Source organism: Ferrovibrio sp. (genome assembly GCF_046297895.1).
Lineage (GTDB): Bacteria > Pseudomonadota > Alphaproteobacteria > Ferrovibrionales > Ferrovibrionaceae > Ferrovibrio.
This window is the reverse complement of sequence record NZ_JBKBHC010000003.1, coordinates 85091-110262: the sequence shown is the minus strand read 5'-3', so window position 1 is coordinate 110262 and position 25172 is coordinate 85091. Positions and strand designations below refer to the sequence as shown.

Genomic DNA, 25172 nt, shown 5'->3' with positions numbered 1-25172 from the left:
GCGGTCTAAAGATCGACGACCCGCCCTCTTTTGCCAAGTCCCATGAAGCCCCAGCAAACCGCCGAATTCTTCGCCCGCCTGGCGAAACAGACCCCCGAGCCGAAGACGGAGCTGAATTACGTCAATGCCTACACCCTGCTGGTGGCCGTGGTGCTCTCGGCCCAGGCCACGGATGCAGGCGTGAACAAGGCCACGAAGGCCCTGTTCGAGACGGTGACCACACCGGCGCAGATGCTGAAGCTGGGCGAGGCCGGCCTAAAGCAGCACATCAAGACCATCGGCCTGTTCAACGCCAAGGCCAAGAACGTGATCGCGCTGTCGAAAATCCTGCTTGAGCAGCATGACGGCCAGGTGCCGCGCGACCGCGATGCCCTTCAGGCCCTGCCCGGCGTGGGCCGCAAGACGGCCAATGTGGTGCTGAACGTGCTGTGGGGCGAACCGACCATTGCGGTCGATACCCATATCTTCCGCGTCGCCAATCGCACCGGCCTGGCCAAGGGCAAGACCCCGTTGGCGGTCGAACTGGCGCTGGAAAAAGCCGTGCCGAAACAATTCGTGCAGCACGCCCATCACTGGCTGATCCTGCATGGCCGCTATATCTGCAAGGCGCGCAAACCCGATTGCTGGCGCTGCATCGTGGCCGACCTCTGCGCCTTCAGGCCAAAGACGAAAAAAAACGATTAGGCCAGCGCCGCGATCGCGGCCTGCAGGTCGCGCTTGTATTGCAGGAAGTCGACGAAGATGCCGTGCTCGCCGCGGCCCTGCGTATTCGCCGCGCAGCCTTCGACGACGCGGCGGCGGAAGGCTTCGGCGGCGGCCGGATTCTTCTCGCGCGCTGTCAGGTAGGCCGCGATCAGATCGGTCTGCAGGGCGCGGCCGGCCCAGCCCACGCCGGCGCCCTCCAGCAGGCCAGCCACGAACAGGCCGTTATCCTGGGGCGGGAAGATGTTGAGGTAAAGCTGTGGCGCCTGGTTGGCTGGCTGCCAGTTCAGCATGGAAAGATCGTCGAGGAACGGGAACGTGATGCGGTAGCCCGTGGCCAGCAGCACCAGGTCGACCTTGTCCTCGCGGCCATCGGCGAAAACCACGGTATCGCCGCGGAATTCGCGGATCGGCTTGCGCAGGTCCACATCGCCCTGTCCCAGATGCTGCAGCACCAGCGAATTGACGATGGGCGTGCGGTCATAGAGGCGGTGTTTCGGCCGGGGCAGGCCGAAGCGTTCTGGCGGACCGACCAGCAGGCGCAGTAATGGCTCGTGCAGCATCGCGCGCAGACCCTTGGGCAGGATGAAACGCCTCGGCTTGTGATTGGCTTCGTCGGCCGGCCTGCCAGCCAGGAATTTCGGCACGAAATGGTTGCCGCCGCGCACGCTCCACAACACCCGTTTTGCCCGGTGGATCGCATCCACCACGATATCGCAGCCGGTATTTCCCATGCCGACCACCAGCACGGTCTTGCCGTCGAGGACATCCGCTGTCTTGTAATCCTTGGCATGCATCAGCCTGCCGCTGAAGGAGCCGGGAATCTGCGGCAGCAGCGGATCGGTGAGATGGCCGTTGGCGATCACAACGCCGGCGTAATCCTTCACGCCTCCGTCACTGAAGGTCGCCCGCCAGACATCGCCCTGCCGCGTCAGGCCCTGCACCGCCGTGTTGAAGCGGATCAGCGGGTAAAGCCCGAAATGCGTCGCGTAGTCGCGCAGGTACTGCAGCACCTGGGCATGGCCGGGATAGGCCGGCCAGTCTTCGGGCATGGGAAAATCGGCAAACGCAGTCGTACGCTTCGACGAGATCAGATGCGTGGAGGCATAGACAGCGCTGCAGTCCGCGCCATACAGCCATTGCCCGCCCACATCCGCATGCCGCTCCACGGCCTCCACCGGCAGGCCGGCCTGCTTGAAGCTTTTCAGCGCCGCCAGCCCGGCCGGGCCTGCACCGATCACCAGATGGGTCATGCCTGCTTTGCCTTCCTGTAACGTTCGAACACCGCGTCGGCATCGAACTGCGGCACATAACCGAATCCGCCTTTCAGTTGCGCGTTGTCGAGCACCGGGCGGTACTGGATGAATTTCACATGCTGCGGACCAAGCCTGGTGACACCCAGCCGGTTCAGCAGCCATAACGCCCCCTTCAGCAGCCATGGCGGAATCGCCAGATAAGGCTTGCCGAGCTTGTCTGCGATCTGTACCAGGCTCAGCGTGCCGTCGCCGGCAAGATTGAACAAGCCGGCTGGCCCGCCACAGGCGGCGCGGATCAGGGCTGCCACCACGTCGCTGTCGGCCACCAGCGAAAATGGCGTTGCCGTACCGGTAAGGCCCAGCACCAGCGGACGCTGGAACATAGCGGTGATCTGGTTGTTCGTGCCCGGCCCGAGAACGGTGCAGGGCCGGAACACGGTCTGCTTCAGCTCTGGATGCTGCATGCGCCACCGGGCCAGCAGTTCCTCCACCAGCCGCTTGTGACGCGCATAGGCAAAGTCCTCGTTGCCGCGCAGCGCATCGCTTTCGCGCAATGGCACCGGATTGTCGGCATGATAGCCATAGGCGGCGCCGCTGGAGGTGACCACCAGATGCGCCACACCAGCGGCAAGGCAGGCGCGCAGCACATTCTCGGTGCCTTCCACATCGATCTCGTAATCCTGGCGCTCGTCGCCGCCGGCCGCCACCACGGAGGCCAGATGCACCACGCAGCGCGGCCGGTACATCTGCATATGTTCGGCCAATGCCGGGTCGCGGATGTCGCCGGCGATGTAGGTCACGCCTGGCAGCCGTTCATGCAATGGCACATCGCGCCGGTCGAAGGCGATCACCGGCTGCGCCGATGGCTCGGCGGCCAGTGCCGTCACCAGGCTGCGACCAATGAAGCCGGCCGCGCCTGTCACCAGAACACCGGCATTGCTCATGCCGCCTGCTCCTGACGACGGCGCGCATCGCTGCGCTTCCACAGCGTCGCCAGGGTCCAGCCTGACACGATATGCCAGATGCCCCAGCCGGCGGCGATCAGCGCCGCTCCGCCCAGCGCGTCGAACTGGTTCAGGATAAGCGCCAGGCCGAGGCCGGAATTCTGCATACCGATCTCGATGGTGACGGCGCGGGTATCGAGCCGGTTCATGTGGATTGCCTTTGCCGCCAGCCAGCCCAGCGCCAGCGCCGCCGCGTTATGCAGGATCACCAGTGGCATGATATCGGACAGGAAGGTGAGCAGATGGTGTCCGTTCGAGATCGTGGTGGCCAGGATGAACAGGATCAGGAACAGGAAGGACATGATCTGGAACGGCCGGCGCAGCCGCGCGGCCAGCCGCGGCGCCCAGTGCGCCAGCGCCATACCCAAGGCCATGGGCAGACCGAGAATCAGCACGGTCTGCGCCAGGAAGGGACCGGCCTCGATATCCACCTGCCGCAACAGGGCCGCGGTGGCCGGGTTGAGCGAGGCCCAGAGCAGGATGTTGAGCGGCGTGGCGACGATCGCCACCACGCTGGACAGCCCGGTCATGCAGACCGAGAGCGCCGTGTTACCGCGGCCCATATGCGTGATCAGGTTCGACAGATTGCCGCCCGGGCAAGCACCGACGATGATCATGCCCAAAGCCACGCTGGGCTGCGGCTGGATCACCATGGTCATGGCCCAGGTGAGCGCCGGCAGCAGCAGGGTCTGGGCGACCAGTCCGGTAAGCGGCGCCAGCGGCTTGCGCAATACGGCGACGAAGTCGCTCAGGCGCAGATCGAGCGCGACCCCGAACATGATCAGGGCCAGGACCAGCCCCAGGATGGCCTGGCCGGTCGAATCAATCTGGATCAGCACGGCGTCTATGGACGCATCCGCCATGGTTTCCTCCCTTGCCGGCCCCCCTTGGGTTTCTGTCGGGTTGTCGCGGCCGGCCCGCTGCGGCATTCTGGCGCAGCTTAAGGCACGGGGCGATGGCGGGATGCGCCAGCGCATTGTCGCCGGACGCCAAAATGGGAAGGAAACCGGGCTGCATGACCCAGGCCGGCAGCATATTGCAACCTGTTTCGCGCAGCGTGGCGGCGGGGTATGTGCGCACCCTGCTGGATGCTGTGCGAGACCGCACCGCCCGGCCTGTTTCACCCGATCGCGTTCTGCGCGAGGCCGGGCTCTCCCCAGCCGTGATCGACAATCCGGAAGGCCGTCTGCCCCATGATGCGGTCTCGGCGATCTGGCAAGCCGCCTTGCGTCTGACCGGCGACGCCAGTCTGGGCCTGCATGTGGGCGAACAGGTACGGCCCGGCTCCTTCGATGCACTGGGCCACCTGCTGATGAGTTGCGAAACCCTGCGCGAGGCGGCGGCCCAGGCGGACCGTTTCGCGCCGCTGGTGGGTGGCGGCGGACGCTTTGCGGCAAGGCCGGAAAAGGATGGCATCCGCCTGCTCTACATGCCTTTCGACCCGGACTGGCCCTGCCGGCGGCATCGCGTCGAAGCCGTGCTGGCCGCCACACTCACCTTCACCCGCTGGCTCTGCGGGCGAGACATCGCGCCGCGCAGCGTGCGCTTCCGCCACGCCGCGCCCCATGGCACCGCCGAGCATCGGCGCGTTTTCGCCGCGCCGGTAGCATTCGATGCCGAGGACGACTCGCTGCTGCTCGCGGCGGATACCCTGGCCCTGCCGGTGCATCAGGCCAGCCCGGCCCTGAAAGGCATGCTGGCCGAATATGCCGGCCGCGCGTTGGCCCGGCTGGATGATGCGGCTGGTGACGACGGGTTGCGCATGCGTCTGGCCGATTGCATCCGCGGCCTGCTGGGGAACGGCCATCCGCCCAGCATTGATGCGGCGGCGGCGGCCCTGGGCATGACGCCGCGCACCCTGCAACGGCGCCTGACCCAGCGCGGCACCAGTTTTCAGGCCGAGACCGCGGCCCTGCGCTGCGCCATAGCCAAGGATCTGCTGCGTGACCCGGGGTACAGCACCGCAATGGTGGCGGCACGGCTGGGTTTTGCCGACGTGGCGAATTTCCATCGCGCCTTCAAGATCTGGACCGGCGCCACGCCGACGCAATGGCGCCGCGAGGCATGACTGTGCCGGCGCCATGGCGCGTGATGTTCGACAGCAACGCCTATGACGAAATCCTGCGTCATGGCGATGTGGAACGCCTTCGCGCGCTGATCGCAGCAGGAAAGCTGATCATCGTCACGACGCATGTTCAGGAAGACGAACTGCGGCAGATCGCCGATGCGGAGAAACAGAAAAGGCTGCTGTCGGCCTTCTATAAACTCCGCACGCAGAACAGCCCAACTTCAGTTGCATTATGGGGCGTATCCAAGTGGGGGCAGAGCAACTGGACAGGCCCACAGCAAGAAGCGGACCTGAATGCCATCAAACGCAGTAGGCCTATAGCCTCGCGCGATGAGATCATCGGAACCACCGCAAAGGACCATTGCGATGCCTTCGTGACAGAAGATAAAAAATTTGCGGCGCGCCTGACGGAGGCAGCACCCAAATTGCGGCTGCTGAATTACGATACCTTTCGCCGCGAAGTCCTGAAATAATGGGACACCCGCTTTCGCGGGTGTGACGAATCTTTTGTCATCCCCGCGAAAGCGGGGAACCGGATATCACGACATCGGCTTTGCTGTCGCCATCGGCGGCTGGGTTTTCAACAATGCCGCCAGGCAGTCGGAATCGTCCACCGTCTGGCCACGCACGCGGCTTAAGACCTGGGCATGGGTCACGCGCAGGCGCGGTCCCGCATCGGGATAGAAGAACAGCAGCAGCGTGCAGCGCGGATTTTCGGCCTGATACTGCCAGACCTCGCCTGGCGGTTCGCGCCGCAGCGTGACCGGCGCGCCGAACAGGGCACGGGCTTCGGCCTCGGTCTTGCGCACCACGTCGGCACTGAGCGGACGTCGCGGTGCTTCGTCTGGCCGCGACGGCGCCGGCACCAGGGCCAGGTCGAGCGGCTCGTCAGCAACGGCCGGGCCACCGGACGGACGCGCCCCGCAGGCCGCCAGCGCCAGCATCGTCAGGCCCAGAAAAACAAGGCGCGGGGCAAAGGCCCCGCGCGCTACGCGATACGATATCACGATGGTTTATTCGGCAGCGGCCGAGGTGCTGCGGCTGCCGGCGGCCACGGTCTGCACCGTGCCGGAAATCTCGCCGCCGCATTCGATCTCAAGCTGGCCGTAGGCGATCTCGCCCGAAACCTTGCCGCTGCCACGGATCAGCAGGCGGCCGCGGACGCTGAGGCGACCCTCGAAACGGCCGCGAACTTCGGCTTCCTCGACTTCGGCCGAACCCTTGAACTGTCCGGTCTCGGTGATCTCGACGAAACGACTGTCGGTAAGCTGCGCCTCGACGCGGCCTTCGACAATCACCTTGTCACAGGCGGTGATCTGGCCGTTCAGGCTGATCTCGCGACCGATCATCAGCACTTTCGGCTCCGCACCTTCGCTGCGCGGCGAAGCGGGAGCGGCGGTTGCCTGCACCACGGCCTTGGGCGCCAGGTCGACGCCCGGGCGCTTGGCGATTTCGGGACGGAAGGTCGGGGTGGTCGGGGTATCGGTCATGGCGGCTCCGGCGGTAACGGTGGCGGGGGCGGTGGGAAGCACGGGTTTGCCGACGGCCCTCAGATGGCTGGGCATGGGCGGCAGGTCGTCATCGGCCTTGGCCACAGGCGCAGCCTGTGCCGGTTCCGGCTGTTTCAGTTCGGCAGGCGGAGCCGGCGGAAGGGTGGCGGCGGTATCGGCACTCGGCTTCTTGCGACCAAACATAGACGGTTCTCCTCTGATCCCCCAAGGTGATTCAGCCGGCAACCGACCTATTGCCGGGATAACGGTCAGCCCGTCGCCCGCAACCGCTTGTAGACGTGAACCATGAATGCGGTAGCTACAATCGGGACAAGGAAATTTACGACCGGAATGGTTAACAGAAGTACAATAAGCGCGCCGCACAACCAGACGTCGCCACGCCGGCGCTGGCGCAGCCGGTCGGCCTCGGGCCGGGGCAGGTAGCGCCAGGCCACTGCCTCGAAATACTCCCGCCCGACCAGATACCCGTTCACCGCCAGCGACAGCACATACAAAAGCGGCGGGAAGAACAGCAGGATGCCATAAACCGGCAGCAATACGATATTGACCGCAAGAACGATGCCGAGGAACCGCAGCGAACCCCACAAAGCCGGCCAGAAGGCCACGGGCTGGCCGCGCGCATCCTGCGGGTAATGCTTCTGCTCCACGGCATCGGCGATGTCGTCGATGAACAAGCCCAGCGCTGCCGTCATCACGGCGGGGAACAGCAGCATCATGCCGACGAAGAAGCCCAGCCCCGACAGGAAGCCGATCAGCCAGTCGAGCCAGGTCTGCTGCGTGTCGGGCAGAAGCAGCAGGCCAAACCACAGCCCCACGGCGAGCAGCCCGAACACCATCATGCTGATCAGCAGGGATTTCACCAGCACCCGACGGAAGGTCGGGTCGGGCAACTGGCCGATGGCGAGACTAAGGCTGCGACCAATCATGATGTTTCTCCAATCATCGCCGACCGGTCATGGCTGGCCGGCGACCGGATCGATCGGCACGCGTGCGCTTAAGCCCAGTTCGGCCTCGAGCACCGCACAGAAAGCCAGCAATTCCGCCTCGCCACGTGGCCGCGCCACCACCTGCAGGCCGATCGGCCGGCCCGAGGCGGTGAAGCCGCACGGGATCGAGATGGCCGGCACGCCAGCCAGCGTGATGGCGAACTGCAATACCAGCCAGGAGATGTAGGTATCGAACCTGCGGCCCGCAACCTCCTCCAGGTACCGCAGCCGATGATCGAAGGGCGGTGCCACCGCCGTGGGCAGCAGCAGGAAATCGTGTCGATCGAAGAAGGCGGAGACGCTGTTATAGATCAGCCCCTGCACGCGGCGCGCATCGGCCATCTCGGGCCCACCCAGTTTCAGCCCCTTTTCCGCGTTCCAGATCACCTCGGGCTTCACCAGCTCGGTCTTGCCCTGGATCTTGGGCCAGATCGAGGCGGCGAAATTGGCGGCGCGCAGCACCTGGAAGCAATCTTCCGCGCCGGTGAAATCGGGAATATCCGTGCCGACCTGTGCGCCAAGCTTTTCCACGCGCTTCACGGCCTGGCTGCACGCCTCGACCACTTCAGGATCGACCGGCGTGAGGCCCAGATCGGCACTCCAGCCCACCCGGCAGCCGCCGGCAAAGCGCGAGGGCAGCCGCCCCAGGCTGAGCGCATGGTCGACGGATTCGACGAAGCTGCGGTCGGGTGCCGGCAGGCTGAGCGGATCGCGCGGATCGAGGCCCGACTGGGCATCCAGCATCAGCGCCACATCACCGACATTGCGGCCCATCGGGCCCAGCACCGACAATGTGTCGAACGGCAGCGCGCGCGGACCCCAGGCGACCCGGCCCGGCGAAGGGCGCAGGCCGACCACGCCGGTGAAGGAGGCCGGCGTGCGCAGACTGCCGCCCAGATCGGACCCGTCGGCCAGCCAGACCTCGCCGGCGGCCAGCGCCGCCGCCGCGCCGCCCGAGGAACCGGCCGGGGTGAGCGCGGTGTTCCATGGATTGGTGGTGGTACCAAACACGTCGTTGAAGGTCTGCGCGCCGGCGCCGAATTCCGGCGTGTTGGACTTGGCGATCACCAGCGCGCCCCTGGCCTCCAGGCGCTCCACCGAGTAATCCGAGCGCGGGGCGATGCGGTCGGCGAATACGCGGCTGCCCTGGGTGCAGCGCACGCCGGCCACATCCACCAGATCCTTGATCGCCACGGGCAGGCCGTAGAGATAGCCTGGCGGCGGGGTTTCGGGGTGCTCCAGCTTGCCGGCCATGGCGCGGGCACGGTCCAGGCACAGGATCGGCAGGGCGTTGACCTGGGGTTCCACCTCAGCGATGCGTTTCTCGGCGGCATCGATCAGTTCGGCCGGGCTCACATCCCGGGCCTTCAGGGCCGCCACGGCCTGGCGGGCGGTCATCTTTATCAACGCGTCCATATTTGCCTTCCTTGCCTCGATTGGCTACAGAGTAACTGTAAATGCCGCCAGCAGGAAAGCTTCGATGACCAAGGCCCAGAACAACGTGCTCGCCATCGGCAACGCCATCGTCGACGTTCTGGCCCGCGTGGACAATGACTTCCTGGATGCGCATGGCATGCCCAAGGGCGGCATGACCCTGATCGACGGCGGCCGCGCCGAGACGCTTTATGGCGCCATGGGCGAAACGGTGGAATGCTCGGGTGGTTCGGCGGCCAACACGGCGGCCGGCATCGCCTCGCTCGGCGGCCAGGTGCAGTTCATCGGCCGCGTGCGCAACGATCCCCTGGGCGAGGTTTTCGCCCGCGACATCCGCGGCCTGGGCGTACATTACGACACGGCGCCGGCCACCGAAGGCCCATCGACGGCACGCTGCCTGATCCTGGTGACGCCCGACGCGCAGCGCACCATGAACACCTATCTGGGCGCGTCCATCGACCTTACGCCCGACGACATCGAACCGGCCGCCGTGGCAAAGGCGGAAATCACCTATCTGGAAGGCTATCTGTGGGACCAGCCCATGGCCAAGGACGGCATGCGCAAGGCGATCCGTCTGGCCCATGATGCCGGTCGCAAGGTGGCAATGTCGCTGTCCGACAGCTTCTGCGTCGATCGCCACCGCGCCGAATTCCGCCATCTGGTGGAACACCATATCGACATCCTGTTCGCCAACGAAGCCGAGATCACCGCGCTGTATCAGACGAAGGATTTCGACGGTGCGCTGCAACACGTGCGCGGCCATGTCGATGTGGCGGCGCTGACCCGCTCTGAGAAAGGCTCGGTGATCATCTCGGGCGAGGAACTGCATATCATCGACGCCGTGCGCGGCGTCAATGTGGTGGACACCACCGGCGCCGGCGATCTATATGCCGCCGGCTTCCTCTATGGCTTCACCCACGGCTTCGACCTGCATGCCGCAGGGCGGCTCGGTTCATTCTGCGCCGCCGAAGTGATCAGCCATATCGGCCCGCGGCCGCAGAAGCCGTTGAAGCCCTTCATCGCCGAGGCACAGAAGAGCTGAATGCCCGTCTAGAACGGGCGGTCGGTGAAGGCATTCAGAACATGCCGCTCGTCGAGGCGGATCGAGACCCCGTGATCCGACACCACCGCGTGGCCCATCGACGGCAGCATCGCCCGCGTCCGCGCGATGCCCACGCGCATCACCACGTCGCTGCGCGCCATCACGTTGAGGTCGCGGCAGGGACCGTCAATCAGGCGGCAATGCGCTGCTAACCCGCCATCGAACTGGTGCGGCTCGAACGGCTTCGTCACCTCCAGCTTCGACCCGTCGGCGAAATCCAGCACGAAACCGTTGCCCTCGACCAGCGTGATCCAGCGGGTGATGCCGGGAAAGGCCGAGAACGGTCCGTCGCGCTCGATTTTCGCCATGCTGACGCGCCAGAGGAAATCATCCGTCGTGGCGCCGGGCGGATAGATGGCGATCTCGGTGGTGAGTCCGCCGCCGTTCTTCCACGGTTGCGCCGGCAGGCTGGCGATATGAATCAGCCGATTTTGGTTAGCGCCCATTTGAACACCAGCGGGGTTTCACCGGCCGAGCCGGCCATCACGATCTGCTGCGTGCGGCGCGGCGCATCGGCGCCGCCGTTATCGGCATGGCCGAAATAGACGCTGTCTTCCAGCCGCACCACGCCGCCAGCGCCGCGCCAGCGCCAGCCCTGGCCGGTGGCGCTTTTCAGGATCACCGTATCGCCGCTGCCGATCAGCGAGGCATGCACGCCCGGATGAAGATGCAGCCGCAGCACGGCCTCCACCGGCATGCCGCCAGTGAGGGATTCGGCGACGGTTTCCTCGCCACGCAGGTCTTCGCCGCTGGCTGCCAGGAACAGGCGGCGGCGGTACAGGCGGTTATGGCTGGCGCGCCAGCCATCGTGTTCCAGATCGAACCAGATTGCGCCATCCTGCTCGTTGCGCATGACGGATACCCGCGCATCCACACTTGGCTCACCCTGGCCCAGCGTGACGGTGCTGTGCGCCGCGCTGCCGCTCAAAGCCTCGGCCCAGCCGCCGCCGACCCGCCGCGAAGCGCCGCAATTCACGATCAGGCGGTCCTTGCCATGGCTGAACTCGAATGACAGCAGACTGCGATGGGGCGGCGGTGCATCGGACTGGGCCGGCGGTGTGCCGCCGGCGTCGACCAGCAGCAGGCCGCGCCTGGCAATAGCCCGTTCATAGCCGCTGAGCGTCGCCGAGTTGAGCGGCTTGCCTTTCGCCTCGGAGAGATCGAGCAGTTGCTCGATCTGGGCGGCAGCCTCTTCCTGGCCGCCATGGAACAACGCCAGCCCGCCATCGCCATGGCGGAAAAAGCGCAGCATCGGCGCCATGCGGTCGAGAAAAACCTGCAACATCGCCGCGCGTTCAGGATCGAGCGCCAGCAGGAAACGCCACAGGGCCACGATTTCGCGCAGCAGGCGATAAAGCTGCGAGGGATTGCGGCTGACATGGCAGCCATCGGCTAGGATCTGCGTTTCCAGCGCATCGCAGAGCGCCTGCATCGCGGCCTGCTCTGGTTGGCCCAGTGCCTCGAGCCCGTAGACTAGGCCAATCGTCGCGGCAAAGCGGGGCAGGCCCGGCGGCGTGCGTTTCGCGGCGTTGTTCAGATGCGCGGTATGGCGCGCGATGGCCAGCAGGAAGTCGTGTGCGAAAGCATCGTCCGCGCCGTCCAGCACGAAATGTGCCGCCCCGATCCAGTGCGACAGCCGCCGGCCGGCCACATCGGCCCGCCAGGGCAGGCCATGGATCCGCTGCGCATGAGCGCCAAGCCAGGACGCAATCAGCGCCCGCGCCATGCGGCGCGCCATGTCGCCGCCCTGGGTGGCGAAATCGCGCAGCCAGCGGAAGCCATGCAGTTCGGCGGCCCAGGCGGCGTGACTGGCGGCATCGAGCTTCAGCTCGCTCGCCGCCATGCTCCATGGCGCAGCATGCGGCGAGACCACCTCGACGCCGGCAAAGACGAAGCGGCCCTGGAACAGCCGGTCGGCATTGGCCACCGACCCTGGCCAGGCCTCGTCGGGCAGCACCGGCAGTTCCAGCGGTGCCTGGCGCGGCAGGGTAAGCCCGTAAAGACGCGTGGCATACCAGGCGGCGCTGGCGCGCCGCAGCAGTTTCCGTCCGACACTTTCCTGCAGACTGGCCGCAGCCACGTCAGCTCACGCCGCGCGCTTGGCGCGCACCCGCGCGATATTGCCGGCATAGGCCGACGGGCCGCCCTGGAAGGTGGCCGTACCGGCCACCAGCACATCGGCGCCGGCATCAACGGCAAGCTGCGCCGTCTCGGCATTGATCCCGCCATCCACTTCCAGGTCGATGGCCCGGCCCGACTTGTCGATGGCCGCGCGCAGGATGCGAATTTTCTCGAGCTGGCTGGAGATGAATTTCTGCCCGCCAAAGCCCGGATTCACGCTCATCACCAGCACGAGGTCGACCATGTCGAGCACGGCAAGCGCGGTTTCCACCGGCGTGCCGGGATTGAGCGACAGGCCGGCTTTCTTGCCCAGCGAGCGAATGAGTTGCAGCGTGCGATGCACATGCGGGCCGGCTTCCGGATGCACGGTGATGATGTCGGCGCCGGCCTCGGCGAATTGCGGCACGAAAGCATCCACCGGCGAGATCATCAGATGCACGTCGAAGGGCTTCTTCGTGTGCTTGCGCAAGGCCGCCACCACGCTCGGGCCGATGGTGAGGTTAGGCACGAAATGCCCGTCCATCACGTCGATATGGATATAGTCGGCGCCCGCCCTGTCGATGGCGGCGACTTCGGCGCCCAGTTGGGCGAAATCGGCGGAGAGGATCGAGGGAGCGATTCGGGTCGATTGCTGCGGCATGGCCGGAGGATTAGCAGGTTCCGGCCGATCCGCCAAGCAAGCGGGCCGCCCCGATTCGGCCATAATTCGCGGTTTGGCGCGATATTTCCCTCACTTTCCGGCCAACAGCGCATAGGTGAGGCTGGCCTGGGCGAAAGGTTCCTCGCGCTCGATGCTGCGGAAGCTCGCCTCGCCGAAGGCCAGGCTCTTGCCCAGCCGGATCACGCGGGTCTCGCACAATACGTCCTGGTCGGCGACCGCACGGAAGAAACTGGTGGTCTGCGTCACGGTCGCCATGTTGACGAAGCGTTTCAGCGCACTCGTCACGGCAAAGACCATGGCGGTATCCGCCACGGCCATGATGGCCTGGCCGCAGAGGATGCCGCCCACCCGCGCCAGTTTCGGATTGTTGGGCAGACGCAGCACCACGCGGCCTGGTGCGACGCTGTCGAACCGCAGATGCAGGTCGCGGATCCAGGGCGGGAAATTCTCGGCCAGAATGGCCTGGGCCTCGGCAATGGTCAGATCAGACATGGCGCCTCCCGGTCAGCGCCTCGACTATACCCCGGGCGGGGTCTAGAACAGCGCCATGTCTGATCTGACCGTTACCGCCAAGCTGGTACCGCCCAATCCGCGCCGCATCGCCGCCAGCCTGCTGGACGGCGTGCTGGGCAAGGGCCGCGCGCTGGACGACCTGCTGGCCGACCGCACCATAGGCTTCCGCGGCCTGACTGACCGCGACCGCGCTTTCGTGCGCCGCCTTGTCGCCACGGCCCTGCGCCGGCGCGGGCAGGTCGACGGCGTGTTGCGTAAATTCCTCACGCTTTGGCCCAAGGGCCTGCCGCGCGAGGCATTGCGCCTGGGCACGACCGAGCTGCTGTTCCTCGATGCCCCACCCCATGCGGCGGTGGATTCCGCAGTCGACCTGATGCACCCGGAGCAGAAAAAACCGCGCGGCCTGATCAACGCCGTACTGCGCAAGGTGGCCGCCGAAGGCGCCGCCATCGTGGCGCAGCAGGATGCCGCGAGGCAGAATACGCCCGACTGGCTGTGGCGTAGCTGGGAGCAGGCCTATGGCCCCGACCTGGCGCGCGACATCGCGCAGGCGCATCTGCAGGAGGCGCCGCTGGATATCAGCGTGAAAGGCGATGCCGCAGGATGGGCCGAGCGGCTTCAGGCCGAATTGCTGCCCAGCGGCTGCCTGCGTCGCCAGGCTGCGGGCGCGGTGGAGAGCCTGCCGGGTTACGATGACGGAACCTGGTGGATACAGGATGCCGCCGCCGCGCTGCCGGCAAAACTGCTGGGTGACGTGAATGGCAAGACGGTTGCCGATCTCTGCGCGGCGCCAGGCGGCAAGACCGCGCAGCTGGCCGCCATGGGCGCACAGGTGATGGCGGTGGACCGCTCGGACCCACGCCTGAAGCGGCTGAAGGAGAATCTGAAACGCCTGCACCTGAAAGCCGAAGTAAGAACCGCCGAGATCGAGCATTGGCAGCCGCCACATGTGTTCGATGCCGTACTGCTGGATGCGCCCTGTTCGGCCACCGGCACGATCCGCCGGCATCCAGACCTGCCTTACCTGAAAGACGAAACCGACGTGATGAAGCTGGCCGCGCTGCAGCAACGACTGATCAATGCAGCCTGGGCGATGCTCAAACCGGGCGGCAAACTGGTCTACTGCGTCTGCTCGCTGCAGCCCGAGGAAGGCGAAAGGCACATGCCGCTTCTGCGCGCCCTGGCGGGTGCGCGGATCGTGCCGGCCGACGCTGCCATGCTCGGCGTGCCGGAGGATGCGGTCACGCTGGATGGCGCCCTGCGCACCCTGCCCTGCCACTGGGCGGAGCGTGGCGGCATGGACGGCTTCTTCGCCGTCTGCCTGGAGAAAACTGCCGCCCCAAAGGCTGCCACTTAGTCGAGCAGCGACTTCATCACGGCATAGAGCTCCGACTTGGCCTCGAAGCCCACGCCGGGAATCTGCGGCAGGCCGACATATCCGTCTTCCACAGCGATGCCGTCGGCGAAGCCGCCGAAAGGCCTGAACACATCGGGATAACTTTCGTTGCCGCCCAGATGCAAGCCAGCCGCGATATTCAGCGACATCTGGTGACCGCCATGGGGTACCACACGCCGCGTGGACCAGCCATGCTGCTGCAGCATCTCAAGCGAGCGCAGATATTCCACCAGGCCGTAGGACAGCGCACAGTCGAATTGCAGCCAGTCGCGGTCGGGCCGCATGCCGCCGAAACGGATCAGGTTGCGTGCATCCTGCATCGAGAACAGGTTCTCGCCGGTGGCCATCGGCTTGTCGTAGTGCTTGCCGAGTTCGGCCTGCAGGGCGTAATCGAGCGGATCGCCCACTTCCTCGTACCAGAACAGGTCGTAGGGCAGCAGCGCCTTGCCGTATTCGATGGCCGTCTTCAGATCGAAGCGGCCATTGACATCGACGCACAGGTTGCGGCCCTCGCCCACGATAGCGATCACCGCCTCGATGCGGCGGATATCCTCTGCCAGCGAGGCACCGCCGATCTTCATCTTCACGACGCGATAGCCGCGGTCGCGATAGCTTTTCATCTCGTCCTGCAGGGCGGTCAGGTCCTTGCCGGGATAGTAATAGCCGCCGGCGGCGTAAACCCAAACCTTGCTGTCGGCCACGCCATTGCGGTAGCGGTCGGCCAGCAGGCGCCAGAGCGGCACGCCCGCGATCTTGGCCACGGCATCCCAGACCGCCATGTCGAGCGTGCCCACAGCCACCGAGCGTTCGCCATGGCCGCCCGGCTTCTCATTGGTCATCAGCGTCTTCCAGATGGCGAACGGATCGAGATTGTTGTTGGCGGTATCCACCAAAGTGTCGGGATCTGCTTCCATCAGGCGCGGCAGGAAGCGTTCGCGCATGAGCGCGCCCTGGCCGTAGCGGCCGTTGGAGTTGAAGCCGAAACCCACCACCGGCTTGCCGTCGCGGACCACATCGGTGATCACGGCGACGACCGAACAGGTCATTTTCGAGAAATCGATATAGGCATTGGCGATCGGCGAGGCGATCGAGACGGTTTTCTCGCGGACTTCGACGATACGCATGCGACGCTCCTGCTCTGGCGGGTCGCAGCATAGGTCGTTTGGGAAGTGTTATACAGAGCCGCGGTGACAGGCGCCGGGCTTATGCCTCGCGCAGGTCGGCGGCGACAGGGGCGATCTGCTCGGCGAGGAAACGTGCCAGTTCGGCACGGCTCTTCGGGCTGCGCAGGATGCGCTCGTCCTGCGGGTTGGACAGGAAACCCGTTTCGATCAGCACCGAGGGAATTGCGGGCGAGCGCAGGACGGCGAAATTGGCCTGCCGCATGGGGTTCTCCAGCAACTGCACACGGCGGCCGACGCCGGTGATGATGCGGCGCTTGGCGCTGAGCGAGGCGTTATGGCTGTGGCGGCGGGCCAGATCGATCAGGATCGCCGCCGTCTGCTTGTCGGTGGCGCCCGCATCGAAGCCGTAGATGGCATCCACCTGGTTCTCGCGGTCGGCCAGGCGACGGGCAAAATCGTCGGAGGCCTTGTCTGCGCGGCTGTAGGCCGACAGTCCGCGTGCGCCACGGTTCGGCGCGGCATCGGCGTGGATCGAGAGAAACAGGTCGGCATTCTTTTCATGCGCGAAGGCGACGCGGCTGGGCAGCGGGATATAGACGTCGCGGTCGCGCGTGAGAAACACCTTGATGTCGGGATTGCCGGCCAGCATCTGGCGGATGCCCTGACAGATCGACAGCGTGACATCCTTCTCCTCGGTGCCGGTCACCCCGATCGCGCCGGGATCGCGGCCGCCATGGCCGGGATCGAGCACCACGATGGCAGGCGGCCGCTTGGGCACCGGCCTGCCGCCACCCACCGGCGGCTTGTCGCCCGGCACCGGGACCGCGCCCTTGCGCGCGGCCGCCAGAGCCGGCGCCGCGAATGCGGCGCTGCCAAGCAGCCCGAGCAGGGATGAGATCACCAAGCGTCGCGTATACATGCCTTGTCCATCGACCGAATCGGAATCACGCGCGAATCGGCTGTTGTGGCGGGACGATAGACGCCCGCAGGACTCCCCGGCAAGGACAGTCCGGGGTCAGGCTGCCAAGAGATGGTGAACGCTTGGTTAAAATCCGCCGGCGGCGGCTCATTCGACCGTGTATTTGGCCCGCACGTCGTATTTGTTCGACTTGACCCAGCCCTCGATCAGCTTTTCCAGCGCCGAGTTGGGCTTTTCGGGCAGCACGATCTTCAGCTTCACATACTGGTCGCCGCGCTGGTCGGAGGCGCCGCCCTTGAGCGGAAATCCGCGGCCCTTCAGGCGCAATGTGGTGCCCGAGCTCGCGCCCTTGGGCACGGCGACCGCCACCATGCCGTCGATGGTGGGCACGGCAATCTTCGCGCCCAGCACGGCCTCGTCCAGCGTGACGGGCAGTTCGAGATGGATGTCGTCGCCCTGGCGAACAAAAAACGGGTGCGGGTCGACGGTCACCTCGATCAGTGCATCGCCCGCCTCCCCGCCATTGCGGCCGGCATCGCCCTGGTGGCGCAGGCGGATCTGCTGGCCATCCACCAGACCGGCGGGGATGGCGACATCGAGTTGCTTGCCATCGGGCATCGTCAGCCGCCGCTTGCAGCCGCGCGCGGCATCCAGAAAACCGATCTTCAGATTGAAATGGCGGTCGGCACCGCGCATGGGTCGGCTGGCCTGCGCCCCGGGACGGGCGCCGGCACCCGAACCGCCGGCGCCGCCGCGCGTGCGCCGCATCTGGCTGAATATCTCGTCGAAGATATCCTCGCCGCCATTCTCGAAGCCGCCGAAACCGAAATCGGCGCCGCCGAACGGGCCGCGGCCGCCGCGTGCGCCGCTGCCGGCGCCCGGGCCACCGCGGAAACCGCCGCCGAAGCCGCGCGCCCGCGGCTGGCCGGCGGCGTCGATCTCGCCGCGATCGTATTTGCCGCGCTTCTCGGAATCGCCGAGAATATCGTAAGCGGCCGACACTTCCTTGAACCGCTCTGCGGCCTTGGCATTGTCCGGATTGCGGTCGGGGTGGAATTCCTTGGCCAGCTTGCGATAGGCCTTGCGCAGGTCGTCCTGGCTGACGCCCCGGGCCACGCCCAGCACTTCATAGGGATCACGCATGGCCGCTAATCCCCCGTCTTCGGCTTGGCTTCCGGCTCGATCCGCTCGGCATCATCGCCGCTTTCGCCGGCCCTGAACAGGTCGGGGATGGATACGCCGCCGCCCGACAGGATGGCGGAATAGAAGCGCCCGAGCAGGCCGGGCCGCTGCGGTTCGCCCTCTGCGGCGGCAGGCGCAGCTCCGTCCTGTCCGGCCGACGGCGGCGTGGGAGCCGGATCGGCCACAGCCGCCGGAACGCCAGAGGATGCATTGGCCTGCGACGGGGTTGCGGCGGCAGGCTCGATCGCGGCCTGCTCCGCCTTCTCGCCGCCTGCCGGTTTCGCCGGTGCCGCTTCCTGGCTGCTGGCCGGAACGTTTGCCGGCTCGCGCTGCTGGCCGCCGTCGCGGCGCATCACCAGCAGCGACAGGCGCTCCAGCGCATCGGGCTGGCCGGCCTTGGCCGCGTTGTTGTACCAGCCCAGCGCCACGGCCTCGTTCTTTTCCACGCCGAGGCCAAGTTCGTACATCAGGCCGAGATTGTACTGCGCGACCGCATGCCCCTGCTTGGCGGCGGCCTCGAACCATTTGCGCGCCTCGGCATAGTCGATGGGCACGCCATCATCGCCTTGCAGATAGATCGCGGCCAGATTGGCCTGCGCGCGGGAAAAGCCGGTTTCGGCGGCCCGCCGATACCAGTGGATGGCCTGCTGAATGTCGCGCTCGACGCCCTGCCCCCAGCGATAGAGATGGCCGAGATTGCGCATGGCGGCGACATCGCCGCGCTCGGCCAGCGGCGCCCAGGCCGCATGGGCGCCGGCATAGTCGCCGGCTTCATAGGCTTTCACGCCATCGGCAAAACCGGCATGGGCCGGCGCGGCGAGAAGCAGCGCGGCGCACAGCCCGGCCGTCGCGGCCAGGCGCATCACGGCACCGGTCCCGGTCATGCCGATACCGGTCACCCGCTGACGATCTTCCAGCTGCCGTCGGGCTGGCGGCAGGCGGTGCCATAGGCCTGCTCGGTCTTGCCGCCGACGGTCACGGTCTGCTGGAATTCGCGGCAATAGTCGCCGTTGGCCGCCGTGCCTTCGCGGGTCGGCGTCACGGTGCCGGAATTGCCGCTGTCCGGATTGCGCCATGAGATGGTCTGACCGATCGGGGCGGTGGTGGCCCGGGTGCTGGCCTTTTCCATCTCGGCCTTGTCGGCCTTGTCGAGCGAGGCGCCGATCTGGTTGCCGAGATAGGCACCCGCCAGCGCGCCGGCGGCCACGCCCACCAGTTGGCCAGTGCCCTTGCCGAACTGTGCCCCCAGCACGGCGCCGCCCACGGCGCCCAGCACGGTGCCGACATTTTCCTTGTTAAGCTGCGGGCCCTGGCCGTTGTTCTGGCAGCCGGCCAGGACAAGCGCGACGGCCATGACGGGCAACGGCAGAACGCGTGACAGGCGGAAACGCAACAGGGTGGCCGGATTGGCCGGGCGGGTCGGGGTGGCTGACATGGAGAATCGTCCTCGCAACAGGGGCGGCCGACTACGCCGCCGAATCAGACGCCGTAGTATATTGGTCGCGTTAACGCGGCTGCAAGGAGGCCGGCACGCCGGATAGCCGCGGAAAACCGCGATCCGGCACGGACTGATGGATGATGATTCCGGCCGGCCGCAGCCGGCCGGGCTCACGACTTGCCGAAATAATCGATGTTGGTGAAGAGCGGCGAGGGCTCGTCGGCCAGGCGCGCGCCGTCGAACATCTCCAGGGTGTTCGTCTTCATGATCGAGCGGATGGTGCGGATGTAATCGGCACCGCGCACCGAGTAGCGATGCAGATGGCCGGCCAGGCGATAGCTGTCCAGGTCTTCGCCGCGGCTGCGCATGGAAGCGCGGCTGTCGCGGAATTCACGATAGCTGGACTTGCTGTTCAGATTGCGCATGTAGGCCGCCACCGACTGCTCCAGGCTCCTGAAGCGCTGCACTTCGTAGGTTTCACCGTCCGGGCGGTTCTCCGGCACGATGCCGCTGCCCGGAGTCCAGGTCCACTGGCCGAACACCGCGTTGCCGAGCAGGGCGAAGCGCGATGTGCCCCAGCCCGATTCCTCGATCGACTGCGCCAGGGCGAGTGCGGGCGGCACGATATCGATGCGGTTGAGCAGTTCGGCGGTATCGACATCGTCGAGGCCGTACTGATCGGAAATCTGGCGCAGCCAGGCATCGTCGCGCGCCGTCAGCGTGGCGCCGCGCTGCAGGCGCTCGTGCAGGCGTTCGACGCGCTCGCGGTTGGCGAGGATGCGCTCGTTCTCGCGCAGGATATGCGGCAGCATCACCTTCATGAAGGCGCGCTTGCGCTTTTCGGTCAGATTGACGTCGGCGATGTCGATCGGCAGCGAGGCCAGGAAGATGCGCGGCACTTCAAGCTGGCCGCTGGCATTGCGCATGTCGGCGAGATCGAAGCCTTCCTGTTCGAACTTGCGCAGCATGGCGTCCACCGTGCGGTCGGTCTGCGCACGCAGGGCCGTTCGGTGCGGCGAGAACTGCCGCACTTCCGCCACGCGGCGCGAGGCTTCGGCGGGATTGACCGCCGCCGCATCGGGCGACTCGGATTCAGCATTGCCGCTGCTCTTGCGGCCTGCATCGGCCACCGCACGCGGCTCGACCACCGCGCGCCAGTCAAGCAGGGCGATCTGGCGCAGGCGGTCCCAGGCCTCGTTCACGCCATCCCCAAGGGATGCCGTCTGCTGCACCTGCACGTCGGGGACGCGGGCAAGCTGACGACTGGACAACAGGCCAACACCGATACCGGAAACCAGGCCGACGGCCAGAAGCAGGCCAAAACCGGCAAGAATCAGACGAACATCAGATCCGATGGCAAGCAACCGCCGATCGCGATTAGCTGTCATGGGTTAAACCTCCACAGTTCTCAGCGCCAGATCCCTTCGATGCAGCCGGCAAACCCGCCGGACAGCACCGGGCGCTGCCCTTGTGCGATCCCCCACCAGGAAACGCGTGAAAACCCGTCCGGTTCCGTAACCCGGAACCGCAGGGCGACTAAACTGCCCGTACTTCGGAAACCTCGGGCACGTAATGCTTCAGCATGTTCTCGATGCCATAGCGCAAGGTTGCCGTCGAACTGGGGCAACCGGCACAGGAGCCCTGCATGTGCAGGTAAACGACGCCGCGTTCGAATCCTCGAAACACGATGTCGCCTCCGTCCTGGGCGACCGCGGGACGCACCCGCGTGTCGATCAGTTCCTTGATCTGAAGAACGATCTGGCTGTCGGCCGGATCGAAAGTCTCGGCAGCGGCGGCCGGATCGGCGCCGGCGTTGATCACCGGCAGCCCCGCCATGAAATGCTCCATGATGGCGCCCAGAAGAGCCGGCTTCAGCGCCGTCCAGTCCTGGCTGGCGGCCTTGGTGACGGTCACGAAATCGGCGCCGAGGAACACCCCCTCGACGCCATCGACCGCAAACAGCCGCACCGCCAGCGGCGAAACCTTGGCGGTTTCGGCGTCGGTGAAGGCTGCCGAACCGGCGGCGAAATCCTGCGGCAGCACGCTGCGGCCGGGCAGGAATTTCAGGGTCGCCGGATTGGGCGTGGTTTCGGTCTGGATGAACATCAATGGGTCCGTGAAAAGGTGACTGGAAATTGGTCGGGGGGTCCGCAAATATCAAGGCCGAAAGCAAGGGCAAAACTGTGACAAAGTAAGATTGTTGCTTTTCCTCACCCCTTATTTGGAAGATTTTTAACCGATGTGGATAGAATCAACGGTTTTCCCCAGGGCTGTGGACCAATGACCATGGCCACAAAAGGGGTCGAGCGCCTGCCGAGCTGGCCCGATTCGCGGCTCGTTCTCACGCCGGCAGCCCGCTGGCTGATCGAACACGACGGCAAGGTCACCCCGATGGCTGAGCTGATCGAGGGATTCTGCCGCCATTTGATCGCCGAAGGCCTGCCGCTGTTCCGCGTCACCACCGGCCAGCCCTCGATGCATCCGCTTACCTTCACCCGCGGCTTCACCTGGCAGCGCGATGCCGGCGTCACCATGACCGAACGCGGTCATGGCGTGGTACGCACCGCCGAATATCTGAACAGCCCAATCGCCGTGATCCATCAGGGGGCCGCCGCAATCCGACGGCGGCTGGAACTGGCCGACACCCCGATGGATTTCGGCATCCTGCACGACCTGAAAGCCCTGGGCGTGACCGACTATCTGGTGCTGCCCATGCGCTTCACCCAGGGGCCGGGCATGGGTGGCCAGGAAGGGCGGAACATCTCGTTCATGAGCTTTGCCACCGACCGGCCGGGCGGCTTCCGGCCCGAGGAGCTGAGCTACCTGGAGGAGTTGATGCCGCTGGTGGCCCTTCGGCTGGAACTGGAAGCCGGCCGCCGCATGACCCGCGATCTGCTGACCACCTATCTGGGCCGGGGCCCGGCCAAGCGGGTGCTGAAGGGGAATTTCATGCGCGGCCGCGGCTATGAGGTGGAGGCTGCCATCTGGCTGTCCGACCTGCGCGGCTTCACCGCCTTTTCCGACCGGCACCCGCCCCAGGAGGTGGTGGCGATGCTGGACAGCTATTTCGATGCCATGGCAGCGCCGATCCAGGCGAATGAGGGTGAGGTGCTGAAATTCATCGGCGACGGCCTGCTGGCGATCTTCCGTGTCGACGACCGGCCGGGCGGGCGGGCGGAAGCCTGCCACCGGGCCCTGACGGCGGCGCGCGAAGCCTTCACCGGCCTTTACGAACTGAACCAGGGCCGCGCCATCGAGGGGGCCCCGCCGGTGCGGGTCGGCATCGCCCTGCATGTGGGCAAGGTGGTGTTCGGCAATATCGGCGCGCGTGACCGGCTCGACTTTACCGTGATCGGCCGCGCCGTGAACGAGGTGGCGCGGGTGGAAAGCCAGACCAAGATCCTCGACCGGCCGCTGCTCGCGTCTGCCGCCTTTGCCGCCGAGGTGCGCGACTGCCCGCTGATCTCGGTGGGCTTCCATGCCCTGCGCGGGGTGCAGCAACCGCAGGAATTGTTCGCCCTCGCCGGCGAATGCCTGGCGGGCTACGAATAACGGCGTATACGACCAGCACAGTCTTTATTTGTCTCGCTCCCGCTGCGGGTGCAGACTTGCGGCATGGCGGTCGATCTACCGGCCCTGACCCAGGACGCCAGGCTGAGTTATGTGCTGTCCTGCTGGCAGCGCTGGCGCGACGTGCATGTCTGGCCCGCGCGCGAGGATATCGACCCGCTGGACCTAAAAACCCTCCTGCCCAACCTGTTCCTGCTGGAAAGCATTGATTCGGGCCGGCGCTTCCGCTTCCTGTTGGCCGGCAGGATTGTACGCCAGAATCTCGGTTTCGAACTGAGCCAGCGGCATCTCGACGAATTGTTCAGCGGCGAACAACTCGCCCAGGCCGAAAAGCCCTATCGCCAAGTCATAGCCGGACAGGGGCATTACGCCGTGCAACATTGGCTGCAGCGTGACAGGCCGGTTATGGAATTCCGCCGGCTGCTGCTGCCGCTGGCCACCGACCGGCAGCATATCGACGGCATACTTGGCTATGGGCTTTACGAACGGCTCGACGGCAATGCTGACAGTCCTGTCGACCACCTCAACGATCCCGTTTCCATCACCATGCTGGCTGCGCATTCGGTCGCGCTGTAAGCGCGGCAACCGCGCGGCGGGGTCAGGTCAGGCGATCGATCTGTTCGTCGGTCAGGCTGCCGGGGATCACCGTGATCGGGAAGCTCAGGTTGCCGGCCATCTGCCCGGCCAGCGCCGCCACCAGCGGGCCTGGCCCCTCGCCGCCGGGCGCAGCGGCCAGCACCAGCATGCGGATCGCCGGATCCTGATCGACGAGTTTGAGTATCTCGTCGCGCGCGATACCTTCGCGGATCACCAGCTCGGGCAGGATGCCGGAATCCTGGTTCACCTGTTCGGCCAGCTTGTGCAGCAGGTCTTCCGCCGCCTCATGCGCTTCCGAGCGCATGATCTCGGCCACGCCGGCCCATTGCTGGAAGTCGATCGGCTCGACCACGCGCAGCATCACCACGCCGCAGCGGATGTTGCGCGCGCGCTTGGTGGCATACCGGACGGCAACGCGTACCTCTGGCGTATCGTCCACGACGACCAGGAACTTGCTGCGGCGCTTGGCTTCGATCTGTTTGGCGGCGTCTTTGTCGCTCATGCGGCGCAGGTTGCCATTGCCGGCCGCAAAAAGGCAATGCCTAACCTTTGTTGGTTAATCGGTATCGCGCCGCCATCACTTCTGCAGGATGTTCACCACTTCATACACCTGCGTGCGGGCGCGTTCGACATAAAACCCCATCGACCCAAGATGATTGGGCAGAATCACCGCATCCGGCTTGGCATTGCTGACCACCACCGGCTTCAGTCCGGCGCCGGCGGCGAAGGATGCCAGCATCTGGTCCCAGGTGCCGCCCAGTTCGCGGTCGCGGATCACATTGGCATAGTCCTGACGCAGTTCGCGCAGCACCATGTAGTAGGCATAGAGCTGGCCCTTGACGCTGTAGAAGACATCGTCACTTTCGGTATCGATCCACAGGCTGCTGCCCTCGGTGATGCGACGGTCGATCGCCGCGGAAGCCGAACCGATGTCCAGCGCAATGCGCTCCAGCGTGGCCTGCAGATTGTCGCCGCGGCGTTCGAAGACGGCCTGGCCCTGGGTCAGGCGCTGGTTGTAGCTGAGCAGCGCGGCGCGGGCCTTGCGGTACTGGTCCTCCGACTTTGCCGTCGGCAGCAGCGAGGTGGAGAAGTCGAAAATCCACTTGGTGCCAGAATACTGTAGCAGCCCGGCGGCCTCCTGCAGGTCGCGGTCGGTCTGGCTCGAGCCGCGCGTGCGGCCGATCTGGTCGACCATCTGGAAGGCGAAGCGGCCGAGCGCATGGATCATACCGAGCTGGTAATTCGGCATGTTGTCGAGCATCGAGCCCGGCATGAAGAACGGATCGTTGGCGACCCAGCCGTTGCGGTTCACCTCGCGGTCGATCAGGGCTGCGGCCATGGCGACGGCGCGGCTGCCGGCCACCGTCTCGCCGGCGGGCGTCTGGTAGTCCAGATTGTCGTCCACCTTGTGGGCGATCAGCATGCCGACCGGATAATACAGACCGAAGACCAGCACGACAGCCACCGCGGCAATCTGCACCCAGCGGCCGCGCAGGCGGGAGACGAAAGAATCGGTGCTGTCGGTCATGATTTCTCGGCCGGAAAAATGAAGGGGCAGGCCCCGGTAATGTGGGCCTGCCCCGACATG

Annotated in this window: 27 protein-coding genes; 7 read left to right on the top strand and 20 right to left on the bottom strand. The window is 65.9% G+C overall.

Features of this window, described 5'->3' with window-relative positions; genetic code table 11:
- The first annotated feature begins 42 nt into the window (after positions 1 to 42).
- Positions 43 to 684, top strand: coding sequence for an endonuclease III (nth, locus tag ACK4FK_RS05475; RefSeq protein WP_409742243.1), 642 nt, complete (start codon positions 43 to 45; stop codon positions 682 to 684).
- Here nth and ACK4FK_RS05470 read toward each other — a convergent pair.
- The 3 genes from ACK4FK_RS05470 to ACK4FK_RS05460 are packed head-to-tail and all read right to left on the bottom strand — an operon-like array spanning position 681 to position 3825.
- On the bottom strand, positions 681 to 1955 hold the full coding sequence (locus ACK4FK_RS05470) for a flavin-containing monooxygenase (RefSeq protein ID WP_409742240.1): 1275 nt from the start codon (positions 1953 to 1955) through the stop codon (positions 681 to 683). The two genes, nth and ACK4FK_RS05470, sit on opposite strands and share 4 nt — an antisense overlap.
- A complete protein-coding gene (locus ACK4FK_RS05465; protein WP_409742237.1) occupies positions 1952 to 2902 on the bottom strand; it encodes an SDR family oxidoreductase in 951 nt (316 codons plus the stop codon). Before ACK4FK_RS05465 ends, ACK4FK_RS05470 begins: the two co-directional genes overlap by 4 nt.
- Positions 2899 to 3825, bottom strand: coding sequence for a bile acid:sodium symporter family protein (locus ACK4FK_RS05460; RefSeq protein WP_409742236.1), 927 nt, complete (start codon positions 3823 to 3825; stop codon positions 2899 to 2901). The genes ACK4FK_RS05465 and ACK4FK_RS05460 overlap by 4 nt, the downstream gene beginning before the upstream one ends.
- 152 nt (positions 3826 to 3977) lie before the next feature.
- Here ACK4FK_RS05460 and ACK4FK_RS05455 point away from each other — a divergent pair, with 152 nt between their 5' ends.
- Together ACK4FK_RS05455 and ACK4FK_RS05450 are read left to right on the top strand one after the other, a co-directional pair.
- Positions 3978 to 5030 carry an AraC family transcriptional regulator gene (locus tag ACK4FK_RS05455; RefSeq protein ID WP_409742233.1) on the top strand — a complete coding sequence of 351 codons (1053 nt, stop codon included), beginning with the start codon at positions 3978 to 3980 and terminating at the stop codon, positions 5028 to 5030.
- On the top strand, positions 5027 to 5503 hold the full coding sequence (locus tag ACK4FK_RS05450; RefSeq protein ID WP_409742231.1) for a hypothetical protein: 477 nt from the start codon (positions 5027 to 5029) through the stop codon (positions 5501 to 5503). Before ACK4FK_RS05455 ends, ACK4FK_RS05450 begins: the two co-directional genes overlap by 4 nt.
- Positions 5504 to 5569: 66 nt before the next feature.
- Here ACK4FK_RS05450 and ACK4FK_RS05445 read toward each other — a convergent pair whose 3' ends face one another.
- The 4 genes from ACK4FK_RS05445 to ACK4FK_RS05430 all read right to left on the bottom strand — a co-directional run bounded on the left by ACK4FK_RS05445 (position 5570) and on the right by ACK4FK_RS05430 (position 8943).
- Positions 5570 to 6037 (bottom strand): hypothetical protein, encoded by a 468-nt coding sequence (locus ACK4FK_RS05445; protein ID WP_409742228.1) that lies wholly within the window; start codon positions 6035 to 6037, stop codon positions 5570 to 5572.
- Between the two features lie 6 nt (positions 6038 to 6043).
- Positions 6044 to 6724, bottom strand: a complete 681-nt coding sequence (locus ACK4FK_RS05440; protein ID WP_409742225.1) for a polymer-forming cytoskeletal protein — start codon at positions 6722 to 6724, stop codon at positions 6044 to 6046.
- 65 nt (positions 6725 to 6789) lie between these two features.
- Entirely contained in the window at positions 6790 to 7467 is a 678-nt protein-coding gene (locus tag ACK4FK_RS05435) for an EI24 domain-containing protein (RefSeq protein WP_409742222.1), read from the bottom strand.
- Positions 7468 to 7494: 27 nt separating this feature from the next.
- Entirely contained in the window at positions 7495 to 8943 is a 1449-nt protein-coding gene (locus ACK4FK_RS05430) for an amidase (protein WP_409742219.1), read from the bottom strand.
- Positions 8944 to 9007: 64 nt separating this feature from the next.
- On the opposite strand from ACK4FK_RS05430, the gene ACK4FK_RS05425 reads away from it, so the two are divergent.
- The gene (locus tag ACK4FK_RS05425; protein ID WP_409742216.1) at positions 9008 to 10003 is read left to right on the top strand and encodes an adenosine kinase; all 996 of its coding nucleotides are present in this window, start codon (positions 9008 to 9010) and stop codon (positions 10001 to 10003) included.
- Positions 10004 to 10011: 8 nt separating this feature from the next.
- Here the strand turns inward: ACK4FK_RS05425 and ACK4FK_RS05420 are convergent, their stop codons facing one another.
- The 4 genes from ACK4FK_RS05420 to ACK4FK_RS05405 all read right to left on the bottom strand — a co-directional run bounded on the left by ACK4FK_RS05420 (position 10012) and on the right by ACK4FK_RS05405 (position 13337).
- Positions 10012 to 10509: a HutD family protein gene (locus ACK4FK_RS05420; RefSeq protein WP_409742213.1), complete on the bottom strand. Its 498-nt coding sequence runs from the start codon at positions 10507 to 10509 to the stop codon at positions 10012 to 10014.
- A complete protein-coding gene (locus ACK4FK_RS05415) occupies positions 10485 to 12143 on the bottom strand; it encodes a heparinase II/III family protein (RefSeq protein ID WP_409742210.1) in 1659 nt (552 codons plus the stop codon). Before ACK4FK_RS05415 ends, ACK4FK_RS05420 begins: the two co-directional genes overlap by 25 nt.
- Before the next feature lie 6 nt (positions 12144 to 12149).
- Positions 12150 to 12824, bottom strand: a complete 675-nt coding sequence (gene rpe, locus ACK4FK_RS05410; RefSeq protein WP_409742207.1) for a ribulose-phosphate 3-epimerase — start codon at positions 12822 to 12824, stop codon at positions 12150 to 12152.
- A 90-nt stretch (positions 12825 to 12914) separates the two neighbouring features.
- A complete protein-coding gene (locus ACK4FK_RS05405) occupies positions 12915 to 13337 on the bottom strand; it encodes a PaaI family thioesterase (protein ID WP_409742203.1) in 423 nt (140 codons plus the stop codon).
- A 55-nt stretch (positions 13338 to 13392) separates the two neighbouring features.
- On the opposite strand from ACK4FK_RS05405, the gene ACK4FK_RS05400 reads away from it, so the two are divergent.
- Positions 13393 to 14715: an RsmB/NOP family class I SAM-dependent RNA methyltransferase gene (locus tag ACK4FK_RS05400; RefSeq protein ID WP_409742201.1), complete on the top strand. Its 1323-nt coding sequence runs from the start codon at positions 13393 to 13395 to the stop codon at positions 14713 to 14715.
- Here the strand turns inward: ACK4FK_RS05400 and ACK4FK_RS05395 are convergent.
- The 7 genes from ACK4FK_RS05395 to ACK4FK_RS05365 all read right to left on the bottom strand — a co-directional run bounded on the left by ACK4FK_RS05395 (position 14712) and on the right by ACK4FK_RS05365 (position 21523).
- Positions 14712 to 15878: a mandelate racemase/muconate lactonizing enzyme family protein gene (locus ACK4FK_RS05395; protein ID WP_409742198.1), complete on the bottom strand. Its 1167-nt coding sequence runs from the start codon at positions 15876 to 15878 to the stop codon at positions 14712 to 14714. The two genes, ACK4FK_RS05400 and ACK4FK_RS05395, sit on opposite strands and share 4 nt — an antisense overlap.
- A gap of 79 nt (positions 15879 to 15957) precedes the next feature.
- Complete coding sequence (locus tag ACK4FK_RS05390; protein WP_409742195.1) at positions 15958 to 16797, bottom strand: N-acetylmuramoyl-L-alanine amidase; 840 nt, start codon at positions 16795 to 16797, stop codon at positions 15958 to 15960.
- Between the two features lie 147 nt (positions 16798 to 16944).
- The gene (locus ACK4FK_RS05385) at positions 16945 to 17940 is read right to left on the bottom strand and encodes a DnaJ C-terminal domain-containing protein (RefSeq protein ID WP_409742193.1); all 996 of its coding nucleotides are present in this window, start codon (positions 17938 to 17940) and stop codon (positions 16945 to 16947) included.
- Between the two features lie 5 nt (positions 17941 to 17945).
- The gene (locus tag ACK4FK_RS05380) at positions 17946 to 18863 is read right to left on the bottom strand and encodes a hypothetical protein (protein WP_409742190.1); all 918 of its coding nucleotides are present in this window, start codon (positions 18861 to 18863) and stop codon (positions 17946 to 17948) included.
- 11 nt (positions 18864 to 18874) lie between these two features.
- Positions 18875 to 19414 (bottom strand): RT0821/Lpp0805 family surface protein, encoded by a 540-nt coding sequence (locus tag ACK4FK_RS05375; protein WP_409742187.1) that lies wholly within the window; start codon positions 19412 to 19414, stop codon positions 18875 to 18877.
- Positions 19415 to 19587: 173 nt separating this feature from the next.
- Positions 19588 to 20805, bottom strand: coding sequence for a glucosaminidase domain-containing protein (locus tag ACK4FK_RS05370; RefSeq protein ID WP_409742184.1), 1218 nt, complete (start codon positions 20803 to 20805; stop codon positions 19588 to 19590).
- A 148-nt stretch (positions 20806 to 20953) separates the two neighbouring features.
- A complete protein-coding gene (locus ACK4FK_RS05365) occupies positions 20954 to 21523 on the bottom strand; it encodes a NifU family protein (protein ID WP_409742181.1) in 570 nt (189 codons plus the stop codon).
- A gap of 174 nt (positions 21524 to 21697) precedes the next feature.
- Between ACK4FK_RS05365 and ACK4FK_RS05360 the strand changes: the two genes are divergently transcribed.
- Positions 21698 to 22969, top strand: a complete 1272-nt coding sequence (locus ACK4FK_RS05360; RefSeq protein ID WP_409742179.1) for an adenylate/guanylate cyclase domain-containing protein — start codon at positions 21698 to 21700, stop codon at positions 22967 to 22969.
- A gap of 63 nt (positions 22970 to 23032) precedes the next feature.
- Complete coding sequence (locus ACK4FK_RS05355) at positions 23033 to 23563, top strand: PAS domain-containing protein (RefSeq protein WP_409742176.1); 531 nt, start codon at positions 23033 to 23035, stop codon at positions 23561 to 23563.
- Between the two features lie 22 nt (positions 23564 to 23585).
- Here the strand turns inward: ACK4FK_RS05355 and ACK4FK_RS05350 are convergent, their stop codons facing one another.
- Together ACK4FK_RS05350 and ACK4FK_RS05345 are read right to left on the bottom strand one after the other, a co-directional pair.
- Complete coding sequence (locus ACK4FK_RS05350) at positions 23586 to 24086, bottom strand: universal stress protein (protein ID WP_409742173.1); 501 nt, start codon at positions 24084 to 24086, stop codon at positions 23586 to 23588.
- Between the two features lie 75 nt (positions 24087 to 24161).
- Positions 24162 to 25112: a DUF2333 family protein gene (locus tag ACK4FK_RS05345; RefSeq protein ID WP_409742171.1), complete on the bottom strand. Its 951-nt coding sequence runs from the start codon at positions 25110 to 25112 to the stop codon at positions 24162 to 24164.
- Between the last annotated feature and the right edge of the window lie 60 nt (positions 25113 to 25172).